The sequence below is a fragment of the Chloroflexus sp. MS-G genome, assembly GCF_000735195.1.
Lineage (GTDB): Bacteria > Chloroflexota > Chloroflexia > Chloroflexales > Chloroflexaceae > Chloroflexus.
The window spans coordinates 1-11235 of sequence record NZ_JPIM01000132.1 but is presented as its reverse complement, the minus strand read 5'-3'; the positions used below and the strand labels follow the sequence as shown (position 1 = coordinate 11235).

The 11235-nt window shown below is 54.4% G+C and carries 11 protein-coding genes; 8 read left to right on the top strand and 3 right to left on the bottom strand.

The window, feature by feature from the left end; genetic code table 11:
* A partial coding sequence (locus JE47_RS0117585) for an MFS transporter (RefSeq protein WP_031461009.1) occupies positions 1 to 566 on the bottom strand: 566 nt, incomplete at its 3' end.
* Between the two features lie 2 nt (positions 567 to 568).
* Positions 569 to 1033 carry a MarR family winged helix-turn-helix transcriptional regulator gene (locus JE47_RS0117580; protein WP_031461008.1) on the bottom strand — a complete coding sequence of 155 codons (465 nt, stop codon included), beginning with the start codon at positions 1031 to 1033 and terminating at the stop codon, positions 569 to 571.
* Positions 1034 to 1960: 927 nt separating this feature from the next.
* Between JE47_RS0117580 and JE47_RS0117570 the strand changes: the two genes are divergently transcribed.
* The 8 genes from JE47_RS0117570 to surE all read left to right on the top strand — a co-directional run bounded on the left by JE47_RS0117570 (position 1961) and on the right by surE (position 10170).
* Complete coding sequence (locus JE47_RS0117570) at positions 1961 to 3277, top strand: ABC transporter substrate-binding protein (RefSeq protein ID WP_031461007.1); 1317 nt, start codon at positions 1961 to 1963, stop codon at positions 3275 to 3277.
* 118 nt (positions 3278 to 3395) lie between these two features.
* Positions 3396 to 4337 (top strand): carbohydrate ABC transporter permease, encoded by a 942-nt coding sequence (locus tag JE47_RS0117565; RefSeq protein ID WP_035419845.1) that lies wholly within the window; start codon positions 3396 to 3398, stop codon positions 4335 to 4337.
* Between the two features lie 12 nt (positions 4338 to 4349).
* Entirely contained in the window at positions 4350 to 5189 is an 840-nt protein-coding gene (locus tag JE47_RS0117560; RefSeq protein WP_031461005.1) for a carbohydrate ABC transporter permease, read from the top strand.
* 18 nt (positions 5190 to 5207) lie between these two features.
* The gene (locus tag JE47_RS0117555; protein ID WP_031461004.1) at positions 5208 to 6254 is read left to right on the top strand and encodes a UDP-glucose--hexose-1-phosphate uridylyltransferase; all 1047 of its coding nucleotides are present in this window, start codon (positions 5208 to 5210) and stop codon (positions 6252 to 6254) included.
* Positions 6255 to 6628: 374 nt separating this feature from the next.
* Entirely contained in the window at positions 6629 to 7402 is a 774-nt protein-coding gene (locus tag JE47_RS0117550; protein WP_031461003.1) for an RNA polymerase sigma factor, read from the top strand.
* A gap of 114 nt (positions 7403 to 7516) precedes the next feature.
* Positions 7517 to 7894 (top strand): zf-HC2 domain-containing protein, encoded by a 378-nt coding sequence (locus tag JE47_RS0117545; protein WP_031461002.1) that lies wholly within the window; start codon positions 7517 to 7519, stop codon positions 7892 to 7894.
* A 241-nt stretch (positions 7895 to 8135) separates the two neighbouring features.
* A complete protein-coding gene (locus JE47_RS0117540) occupies positions 8136 to 9395 on the top strand; it encodes a vWA domain-containing protein (protein ID WP_031461001.1) in 1260 nt (419 codons plus the stop codon).
* Position 9396: 1 nt separating this feature from the next.
* Positions 9397 to 10170 carry a 5'/3'-nucleotidase SurE gene (gene surE, locus JE47_RS0117535; protein WP_031461000.1) on the top strand — a complete coding sequence of 258 codons (774 nt, stop codon included), beginning with the start codon at positions 9397 to 9399 and terminating at the stop codon, positions 10168 to 10170.
* A 191-nt stretch (positions 10171 to 10361) separates the two neighbouring features.
* On the opposite strand, the gene JE47_RS0117530 is transcribed toward surE, so the two are convergent.
* Complete coding sequence (locus JE47_RS0117530) at positions 10362 to 11081, bottom strand: hypothetical protein (protein WP_031460999.1); 720 nt, start codon at positions 11079 to 11081, stop codon at positions 10362 to 10364.
* Between the last annotated feature and the right edge of the window lie 154 nt (positions 11082 to 11235).

Below are 11235 nucleotides of genomic sequence, written 5' to 3'. Positions count from 1 at the left end.
AGTGCATTGAACAAAAAAGCCGGCCCTTCCCCAATCCAGGCAACGACGATACCCGCTACCGCTGGCCCGATAGTACGTGCACCGTTGAAGATGGAAGAGTTCAGCGCAATCGCATTTAACAAATCTTCGCGGCCCACCATCTCGACGGTAAATGCCTGACGGGCCGGCGCATCAAACGCATTAACGATACCTAACAAAAGTGCAAGGATCAACACATGGGTAATATGCACGATACCACTGAGGGTTAGGCCGGCCAGCGTAGCCGCCAGCAGCATTGCAGTAGATTGGGTAATCAGCAAAATCCGACGTTTGGGAAAGCGATCAGCAATCGTACCGGCAAAGAGGGAAAACAACAATACCGGTAACGAATTGGCTGCCGCCACCAATCCAAGGAGAAAAGGTGAATCGGTCAATCGCAGGACAAGCCAGCCCTGTGCTACGCTTTGCATCCATGTGCCGGTCAGCGAAATCAGTTGCCCATAGAAAAATAGGCGATAATTGCGGTGACGAAGTGCGCGAAACATCGCCGAACGGCGCATTGTCGCACGGGCTTGAATTGATCGCATAATCAGTCGGTGTCTTCGTGATCCTGATGCGTGAGCAACGCTTCGTACAGATGCTGCATTGCCTGATGAAAGGCCGCCAGTTCTTCAGCCGATAAATAACTCAGACGCTGCTCAACCAGACGGCGATGGCGGGGACGTAGTTCATCAATCAGTGCCTTACCTGCTGGAGTGAGTTGAACGAGTGTGACCCGACGGTCGCGCGGATCGGTGGCTCGCCGCACCAGACCACGACGTTCTAAGCGGTCAACCAGTCGGGTCAGATTCGAGTTGTCGGCCAGCATCTCATTACAGATATAACTGAGCGGTACTCCCTCTTCTGTAGCGTAGAACAGGATAGCGTACTGCGGCGTCGAAAGATCGTAAGGGCGAAACTCTTCCCGATTTAACTCCTGAAAGCGACGGTGTAGCTTTAGGAAGAGGCGGTATGCTTCAATTTGTGGCGAGTCGCAGTTGCTGATTTCTGGCATAGTCATTATCCTAGACTTGTCAATTATTGTACCAATAAATTTCGATTTGGCAAGAATAGATTGCGCCTGCCTCCAACTCAGGAGGAAGGCGCAATTGTGGTGATGGCGTCACCAGTAGAAAGCAAACAGCCAGACCATGAGCAGAAATGCAATTGCTCCGGTCAACGTAACAGCGAGCAATACTGGTTTGACTTCGGGATCACCGCTCCACTCTGGTTGCATACTGCACTCCTCGTTACAAAAATTGTCGGATGTGTGCCCAAGCCTCATATGACACATTGTACCGCGTTTTGCATTATCTGTGGTAGCAAAGAGGGTTGTGCTGGTTCGTTGTGCAAAGAGGGGTTTTCAACGTTTTCAGATTCCTGTTGCCTGAGAGCACACCTGACATACCTCACCTTGCTCCCACAGAGGGCGTAATGAGGAGCGTGAAGCGAGTTGGGATGGCATGGCAACGACCAGAAGGGTCACTTCCCACCAACTTTCACTCGCGGAGGAGCCTGGATGGGAGGATGGGGCATAAGCCTCGCAGCGCACGACGCAGGTCTCTGGCCCGCGCACCCAGGGGATCGCACGGGTTGGGAGTCATTGGCACCAGGTGCGGGATGTTCGTCGGTGGCACTCCGCTGGTGGATTGTTCGGTCAGCGAAGATTGTACTTGACATAAAATTTATCAGACATCCGCTCACGACAGGTACGGCCCGCAAGTCTGTCGTCTCCAACTTTAGCGGCTCGCGGAACGACGCTGGCACTATGAACTTGCATAGTTCGCGTAACAACAATATAATGTCGCCTACCACATGTCGGTCTGCCACGTGCGACGTTGCGTATAGGGATGGCACGCCACGTCTGTCTATGACAGCGAGCAGTGGTCGGGCACGTGTGGTAGATGGTTGGGGGTTATTTGCTGAGAAAGGAACAGCAACGATGCTACGGAAACACACCCTGTCGTGGATTGCGCTGATGGCTTTGTTAGCCACATTACTAGCCGCATGTGGCGGCGGTCAGCCAACAACCGGTGGCACTGGCGGCAGCAGTGGCAGTACCGGTGGTCAGCAACAAACGGTGACCATTCGCTGGCGTACTCGCCCTGGTGATGCTGCTGAACAGCGCGTCTATGAAGAGTTAAATGCTCTGGTGAACGAGAAACTCAAGGACAAGGGGATTACGGCGGTCTACGATCCGGCGCCTAATCAGGGTTACTTCGAGAAGTTGAAGACCGAGCTGGCTGCCGGTAATGCACCTGACATCTTTTGGATTGGTGGTGTTGAGCTAGCAGATTTTGTTAATACCGGTCAGATACTCGATCTCAAACCACTGATCGATGCCGATAGCAGTTTCCAGTTGAGCAACTTCTATCCAAACGTCATCGAGCAACTGACCCGCGATGGCAAGATTTACGGCTTGCCACGTGACATCTCGACGATGGTTGTCTATTACAACGAAGACTTGTTTAAGGCGGCAGGTCTGAAGACACCAAAAGAGCTGGCAGCCGAAGGCAACTGGAATTGGAACACCATGCTCGAGGCAGCACGAAAGCTCACCGATCCGGCCAATCAGCAGTATGGTCTCGGCTTTGGCAACTGGTGGGGACCGGCGTGGGGTTATTTCATCAATGCAGCCGGTGGGAGTCCGTTTACGCCCGACCGACGTGGCTGTGCTTTGAATACACCAGAATCTATCGAGGGCGCTAAGATGGTTCGTCTCCTGTACGACGAGAAGTTGTTGCCCGCCGGTGATGCTGATGGTGAGGCACTGTTCAATGCCGGGAAGGTCGCGATGTACTTCAACGGTCGCTGGTTTACCCCTGGCGTGCGCACCAATGCTAAGTTCAACTGGGACGTGGCAGTGATGCCTGAGGGTAAGGTCAAGAGCACCTGGCTCTTCTGGGGGCCGTACCTGGTCAATGCGAAGACGGCGAATACGCAGGCCGCCTGGGAGGTGCTGAAGGTTCTAACCAGTGCCGAGGCAACGGCGAAGGTTGCTGCGCTAGGTACAAATATCCCGCCGCGCAGCGATAAGGCCGCAGTTGATGCCTTCCTTGCTTCGACGCCGCCGGCCAACAACCAGGCGTTCCTCGATGGCATTCCCTACGCTGCCCTCGAGGCGCCCGTCTGGGATGGTAGTTGGGCCGATTTCAGTGGCATTGTCCAGAGCCTCTGGGATCAGATGATTGCAGGCCAGATCACGCCTGAGCAATTTGGTCAGCAGGCCTGTGAGCAGACGACCAGTACCTTCAAGTAAGTCGTCACACTCGGCGAGCGGTGGGCGTGCACCGCTCGCCAGATCATCAGATCATCGATGCGTGAATCGGTACCCTCTCCTGCATTGGGTCTATTGCTCTATTCCCCGGAGGTGATCCATGACCAAACAGGCGCCGGCAGCACTGTCTGCAACTCCCGCACGTCGCCATCTCAGCCGACGTGTGCGGTTGTGGATTGATGCGTTCGGTATGTTGCTGCCGACGATACTGGGTGTGCTGATCTTCTTTCTCGTGCCACTCGCAATCTCTTTTTATTTGAGTTTTACCGATGCACGTCTCTTTGGTGAACCGAACCTTATCGGGTTCAACAACTACCAGCGCGCCCTTTCCGATCCGACCTTTTACCGGGCAATGTGGAATACCGCGGCGTTTTCGATGGTGACGCTGGTTGTTTCGACGGTACCGGCCCTGGCGCTGGCTGTTATCCTCAATGAAAGAATTGCCGGTCGCACCTTTTTTCGAGCGGTGTTCTTCATTCCGGTGGTTGCTTCCGTGGTTGGTGTAACCCTGCTCTGGCGTTATCTGCTCAACATTGATTTTGGCTTTGTGAATTACGTGATTCGGCTGTTCGGTTTTGAACCGATCCCATGGTTAACTAGCCCGGAATGGGGCTTGATCAGCGTGATCTTGGTCTTTTCGTGGAAGACCATCGGCTACAATATGGTCATTTTTCTGGCCGGGTTGCAGGGTGTGCCGCCGCAACTCTACGAAGCAGCCAGTCCTGATGGCGCCAGCCGCTGGCAACAGTTTCTCTTTATTACCGTACCGATGCTCTCGCCGACCACATTCTTTGTACTGGTAACAACGCTGATCAATTGTTTGCAGGTATTCGATGTACCGGTCGCCCTTGGCTTGACCCGTTCAAATACCATTGGCCCGGCGGATTCGATGTTGACGATTGTGCCATTACTCTGGCGAGAGGCATTTATCGGTGGCCGCATGGGGTACGCTTCGGCACTGGCCTGGTTGTTGTTCGTGATTATTTTGCTGTTGACCCTAATTCAGTTCCGGCTGTCGCGGCGATGGGTTCACTACGAATAAGCGAGGCAGAGCATGGCGAGTACAATCTTGCGCCGACCGTGGGAGCGATTGCTGGCCTATATAGTGCTCGGTATCACCGGCTTCGTCATGGTCTTTCCGTTCATTTATATGTTCCTGTCATCGCTCAAGCCTTCGGCTGAGGTTGTGCAGGTGCCACCGACGCTGTGGCCGAGCGAGGTGCGCTGGTCGAATTATCTGGAAGTGTTGAGTATTGTGCCGTTGGGCACCCAGTTGATCAATACTATTATTGTCACCGTCCTGGTTGTGTTGGGGTGGGTCTTGACATCAGTTTTGGCCGGTTATGCCTTTGCCCGGCTAGAGTTCCCCGGTCGTGAATGGCTGTTCGGGGCGTATCTGGCAACACTGATGGTACCGTTTGCAGTGCTGATCGTACCGATGTACCGTCTGATGCTAGTATTCGGATGGGTTGATCGCCTGGAAGCACTTATCATTCCCTGGTTGTTTACGGCCTACGGTACGTTCCTACTGCGACAGTTCTTTATGAGCGTACCAAGAGATTTAGAAGATGCCGCATTGATTGATGGAGCGTCGCATTGGGGCATTCTGTTTCGTATCTTTTTACCGCTGGCTCGGCCTGCTATTGCGACGCTGGCAACATTTGCCTTTCTCTATGCCTGGAATAGCTTTCTCTGGCCGCTGATCATTATTAGTAGCCCAGCGCGAAAAGTGGTGACGCAGGGCCTGGTTGATCTTCAGGCACTCTACGCTGCGCGCGTTGATCTGATTATGGCCGGTTCGACCCTGGCCGTGCTGCCAACGCTGATTGTCTTCCTCTTTGCCCAGCGCTATTTTATCGAAGGCATTGCAACCTCTGGCCTGGCCGGGCGCTAAGGGAAGCGAGATGTATGCATGGAACAGCATGAACTTTTTACCCGGCCTCACCGCCGTCTAAACCGGCTGACCGGCGAGTGGGTGTTGGTTTCGCCGCATCGTACCCAACGTCCATGGTTGGGGCAGGTTGAGCAACTGCCACCTACCGAGTTACCGACGTATGACCCACATTGTTATCTGTGTCCGGGAAATGTACGGGCCAACGGTGTTCAAAATCCGTTGTACACCGAGACTTTTGTATTCGAGAACGATTTTGCCGCACTGCTGCCTGATATTCCGTTAGATCGGGTCAGTATTCGGGTTCCATCCGTCAACGAAACCGGGCCGGTGCTACTCCACGCTGAAGCTGAGCGTGGCATCTGTCGGGTCGTCTGTTTTTCGCCGCGTCACGATCTGACACTGGCGCAGATGACACAGACTGAGGTGCGGCGCGTGGTTGAAATCTGGGTCGAGCAGTACAATGAACTGGCCGCTATTGATTGGGTGCAGTCGGTGCTCATTTTCGAGAATCGCGGGGCAATGATGGGCGCTTCTAACCCTCACCCGCACGGTCAAATCTGGGCCAACGAACAGTTGCCCAACGAGATGCGTAAAGAGCTGTCAACCCAAACTGGATACTGGCAGGAGCATCAGCGGTGCATGCTCTGTGATTATCTGAAGCTGGAGCTGACGCTGGGTGAGCGGATTGTATGTGCAAATGAGACGTGGGTAGCACTGGTTCCCTTCTGGGCAATTTGGCCATTTGAGACACTGGTGCTACCACGGGTTCACGCCGGGGCCATCGGTGATTTGGACGATCAGGGTCGTGATGGGCTAGCCGACATCCTGCGCGAGCTGACCGGTCGTTATGATCGGCTGTTTAACGTTCCCTTTCCCTACAGTATGGGTTTTCACCAGCGACCGACCGACGGCTTACCCCATCCAGGCTGGCATCTGCATGCCCATTTTTACCCACCTTTGTTGCGTTCGGCGACGGTGCGTAAATTTATGGTTGGCTACGAAATGTTAGGCCAGCCGCAGCGCGATCTGACACCGGAACAGGCAGCGGCCCGTCTGCGTCAGTAAAGGCAACAGATTTTTGGGTAACAGGGTTCTGGAGGGGTGAAGCACTACTTCACCCCTCCAACTACTTCACCCCTCCAGAAGTTCCATTGTGGCGTCTGCCTGCATTGCTCTCCCGGTATTGTGTTTTATTCTCCATCCTAAAACAACGATAGATGGGTCTCCATACGGTTGTTTTCTTTACCAGAGCGACCATCGATAAAGCCCCTATTTGTCATCTCTTGCTCATCTAAGACTCTTCTCGCCGGCTCCATAACTTTCTACAATGCAGCGCAGAAGATGTATCTGAGCGATTGGTCGGCTGCGTATCACTCTTCCCCAGCACGGGGAACGGTATCGACAGCGCACCTGATCATCAAGATGAAGCGAGGAACGTTATGATTACATCGACCATGACAACCGCTCGCCAATCGGCAGAGTTTTCTGCAGCCGTTCATCCGCTTATCGAGACGGCGCTTGGCAGCGAACACGACATCAAGGCCATGGATGTGACAGAGCTGGCCCAACGCTGTGCAATCGAAAGTGACCGGTTCTACCGCGGGCAATCTCACGACTCGCGGTATAGCTACGAGCTGTTTCGTCGTGCTTTAGTGGAACGTGATGAGATAGCCTGGAATTATCTCTTTCAGCATTATAGCCCTCTGGTAGAAGGGTGGATTCGGCGTTGCAGTGCATTTGTTAATAGCGGTGAAAGCAGCGAGTATTTTGTGATCGGCGCTTTCGTGAAGTTTTGGCGAGCGGTGACACCAGAGCGGTTTGCTGCCTTTCCAAATCTGGCTTCGTTGTTGCAGTATTTGCAGCTCTGTGCTTCGAGTGTTGTCATTGATTCTGTTCGCGCCCAGTCGTGGGCGGAAATGATGCCCGAAGAGAAGATTAATACACAACAGATCGCAAAGACGGCCCCCGATGAGGAGGCCATGCAACGGGTTGACCGACAGGAGTTCTGGCGGTATATCGATAGCCAGTTGCACTCCGAGAGCGAACGGGTGGTGGTCTACGGTTCGTTTGTGTTAGGTCTTACACCACGAGCAATCTTTGAACGCTATCGTATGCTCTTTGACAGTGTGTACGATGTCTACAATGTTAAACGAAATGTTTTGAATCGACTTAGTCGCAATCACCATCTCCAGGACTTGGTTCGACAGGCGTAAACGACTTGACGAAATAGTAGCTCCGGGGACGTGAAAAACGTCCCCGTTTACGTTTCTTTCAATTAGGAACCCGGTTGCAGATTGGTCTGCGTATGGTTTGGAGGCGCGCCGATTATGGAAGAAGAACAGTTCAAGGACGGCGCAAACCATCTTTCTGGTCTTGAGTTGATTGCTGCGGTAGATGGTGAACTCGATGAGGCGATTGCTCAACATCTTCACCTTTGTGATCTTTGTTCTCAGCGCTTGACGATGCTGCGGAGTCTACAACGTGCGCTGCGGCGCAGACTGTACCGCGCGCTTTGTCCGACGACCGATCAGTTGATTGACTATTGTCAGGGTTTGCTCTCTCCATCACAACAGGATGCTATTGCTCATCATCTGACATCGTGCCCGTATTGTCAATCTGAGGTTGAGTTACTGCTACAACGCGATCCGCTGATCGACCGTCTGCTGCTCAGTCATTTGCTTGATGGGTACGGGTTTCGTTCCTAGCGTTAAATGTCTCGTGATTCGTTCATTCGGAGGTGAACTTGCGTGGGGACGGCATGCGCCGTCTCCCTTCATTATTTCTATCGCCGATGTGGGGCCAATCATCAGACCCGCCCTTAGCAACAGCCAACCCGCTCGTTGTGCGCTACAATATACACAGTTGCAACCGTTGCCAGCCGCGCATCGTCGCATACGTCGAAGTCATTATTGTTGTATTGCGATCGCGTTAGCCGAGGAGTTTATTATGGCTGGAGAAGTTACGCTACGTGCAGCCCTGGCGCGACCCTTTCTCGCCGCTACGACCACACCCCAAGTAGCATACGTGTTACTAGAAGCGCAACCGGCAGCGCAGTTGGTGCAGGTGCGGATGCCGGTGAATGTCTGTTTTGTACTCGACCGTAGTGGTTCAATGAAGGGCGAGAAGATTGAGCGTCTTCGTCAGGCGGTGGTGCGCGCAATCGAGCAGCTTGACGAGCAGGATACGCTGTCGATCGTCATTTTCGATCATCGAACCGAAGTGTTGGTTCCGGCCCAACCGGTACGTAATCGGACGACCATTCTCGATCTGGTGCATCGCATCCGTGATGCCGGTGGAACACGTATTGCCCCCGCACTTGAAAAGGGATTGCAAGAGTTGCAGAAAGTACCGCATGGTGTCCGCCGTCTGATTCTGCTGACCGATGGTCAGACCGAGCACGAGAAGGAATGTCTGTTACGCGCCGAAGATGCAGGTCGGCTGGGGATACCCATCACCGCGCTGGGTATCGGCAAAGATTGGAATGAAGACCTGCTGATCGAGATGGCGAATCGTTCGCGGGGTGTCGCCGATTATATCGCTCAACCCTCCTCAATTGTGAACTATTTTCAGCATACCGTGCAGCGTGCCCAGCAGACGACGATTCAGAACAGTGTGCTCACGCTCCGCCTAGTACAGGGGGTAACGCCGCGAGCTGTCTGGCAGGTCACGCCGCTCATTGATAATCTTGGCTATCAGCCTCTGAATGATCGTGCCGTCAGTGTCAATCTCGGCGAGCTGGAGAGCGGGCAGGTGCGTGCCCTGCTGATCGAGCTGATCGTTGATCCACGTCCAATCGGCACATATCGTATTGGTCAGGCAGAGATCAGCTACGATGTGCCGCCGCTCCGTCTGGTCGGGGAAAAGACCAAAATTGACATTATGCTTACCTTCACCGCCGATCCGACGCAGTTGCAACAGGTTACCCCCAACGTGATGAACATCGTTGAGAAGGTCAGTGCATTTAAGTTGCAAACCCGTGCTTTGCAAGACCTGGCTGCCGGCGATGTCAGTGGGGCGACCCAGAAATTGAAGAGTGCAGTGACCCGCTTGCTCAATCAGGGTGAAGTGGAACTGGCTGCCACGATGCAGCAAGAGATTGCCAACCTTGAACAACAGGGTCAAATGTCGAGCGAAGGGCAGAAGACGATCAAGTTTCAGGGCCGTAAAACGGTGCGTCTGACCGATATTGAGTTGCCGAAGGAGTAATATGTATATTTTGGTCACGAATGACGATGGCTACCAGAGTCCGGGCTTGGTGGCACTGCGGGCAGTGCTCAGCGAGATTGGTGAAGTGGTGGTGGTTGCCCCTGATCGTAACTGGAGCGCTGCCGGTCATTACCGGAAGCTATTCGATCCTTTACGGGCCTGGGAAGGTACTTTAAGTGATGGTTCACCAGCGCTGATTTGTGATGGTACACCGGCCGATTGTGTGGCCCTGGCCGTGATGGGGCTTCTCGACCGAAAGCCCGATCTGGTCGTGTCGGGAATCAATCTGGGGGCAAACTTGGGTACCGATCTGCTCTATTCGGGGACAGTGGCGGCGGCAATGGAAGCGCTTGTCTTCGGGATTCCGGGACTGGCCGTATCACAGGTGCGCCCTAAAGATGGAAAGTGGGATTTCGGGGCGGCGCAAATGGCAGTGCGACATCTGGTAACGCTGATCCGTGAGCGTGGCCTGCCGGCAGAGATTCTGTTGAATCTGAACATTCCGCCCGTCGCCCCAACCGAGTTGCGCGGGATAAAGGTTGGTCGTCTGGGGCGTCGGGTCTACCGCGATGCGCTGGTCGTGCGCTACGATCCACGGGGCCGACCGTATTACTGGATCGACGGCGCTGAACCGGAAGATCATTACGAAGATGGTACCGATATTGCTGCGATCAGTGATGGCTATGCAAGCCTGACACCCGTACAGATGGATTTGACCAGCCATCGCTGGTTAGATGAGCTGCGTCATTGGGAGTGGGATGGTAAACGGTTGTGACAGTGCCCGGTGTCCAGGCCCTTGTTCTCTCATCGTTCGTGCAATTCACGGCATTGGGCAAACCAGGTTTTACCCTCCTCTGCGTGAGGGGCGTGTAGTGCCTGAAGAGGATGGTGTGCTGATGCGCCAACCTATGAGTCCAGTTCATACACTTCACGACGAGGGCCGGATGACTGCGTTCCCAGGCAAACTCATAATACTACCTCAAGCCATTGCGCCTCAGTACACGCGCGTACTCCCCAGCCGAGGCGGCCGGTTGGACGAACGATTGCATACTGGTTATCGATCCAGATGACCAAGCTGAGCGGGCCACGCGGTGATGGAGCACGCAGAATAGGCTGACCGTCAACCAGTAATTCACTTTCGCTCACCCCCCAGCGAATCTCGTAGTCGTGCCACTGCGCGATGTCTTGAGGTACGATTGCTTCGGCGATACCGGCGGCGTGTTGGATAGAGGGCCAGAGCCGACGGTAGATCGGGGGTAGGTTGAGGAGCGGTACGATGAGCGGGGCAAGGGGTAGCCACGTAAGGGCTGCCGGGCGGCCAGTGTCGATGATTGCTGCTTTCCAACCGTGACCGGGGATGCCCATCGCCAGCGGCATGTCGTGAGGCGCTGCGCCGAAGAAGAACCAGATGGCTTGCGGCATGCGGGGCGGCCAGGCCCATGGGTAGCTCCACAGACCAAAGCCGGCAGTGCCGATCAGTTTTGTAACCGGATGCGATGCGCGAGCACGAAGGCGTAGGGTGAACGGCGGCCATAGTGCACGGGCAGGACCTGGTCGTCGCCCGAAATCGTCGAGCTGAGCATTCCGATACCGGTCGGCCGGGCCGGGTGGTCGAATGAGCCGCAGGCCGGTTGCCGTCTGAATAACCCCGGCTCCACCGCTGCATCGTGGGCGTAAGTACCACATATGACTACCGAAATGACAGAGAGTGTAGAGGTTTGTTCACCCTATAAGGTTCCTAGTTCCTAGGTTGCATTTTACCCCTTATTCTCTCCCGGCGCACCGACGATGTTCGTCGCCGTATCGGTAGGATCAGATTCCAACCCTCACACCCCATGTT

Bases quoted from the DNA above. Each gene is read 5' to 3' on its own strand.
- JE47_RS0117565 (WP_035419845.1), top strand. From the start codon at position 3,396: ATGACCAAACAGGCGCCGGCAGCACTGTCTGCAACTCCCGCACGTCGC.
- JE47_RS0117550 (WP_031461003.1), top strand. From the start codon at position 6,629: ATGATTACATCGACCATGACAACCGCTCGCCAATCGGCAGAGTTTTCT.
- JE47_RS0117570 (WP_031461007.1), top strand. From the start codon at position 1,961: ATGCTACGGAAACACACCCTGTCGTGGATTGCGCTGATGGCTTTGTTA.
- JE47_RS0117560 (WP_031461005.1), top strand. From the start codon at position 4,350: ATGGCGAGTACAATCTTGCGCCGACCGTGGGAGCGATTGCTGGCCTAT.
- JE47_RS0117540 (WP_031461001.1), top strand. From the start codon at position 8,136: ATGGCTGGAGAAGTTACGCTACGTGCAGCCCTGGCGCGACCCTTTCTC.
- JE47_RS0117580 (WP_031461008.1), bottom strand. From the start codon at position 1,033: ATGCCAGAAATCAGCAACTGCGACTCGCCACAAATTGAAGCATACCGC.
- JE47_RS0117555 (WP_031461004.1), top strand. From the start codon at position 5,208: ATGGAACAGCATGAACTTTTTACCCGGCCTCACCGCCGTCTAAACCGG.
- JE47_RS0117530 (WP_031460999.1), bottom strand. From the start codon at position 11,081: ATGTGGTACTTACGCCCACGATGCAGCGGTGGAGCCGGGGTTATTCAG.
- surE (WP_031461000.1), top strand. From the start codon at position 9,397: ATGTATATTTTGGTCACGAATGACGATGGCTACCAGAGTCCGGGCTTG.
- JE47_RS0117545 (WP_031461002.1), top strand. From the start codon at position 7,517: ATGGAAGAAGAACAGTTCAAGGACGGCGCAAACCATCTTTCTGGTCTT.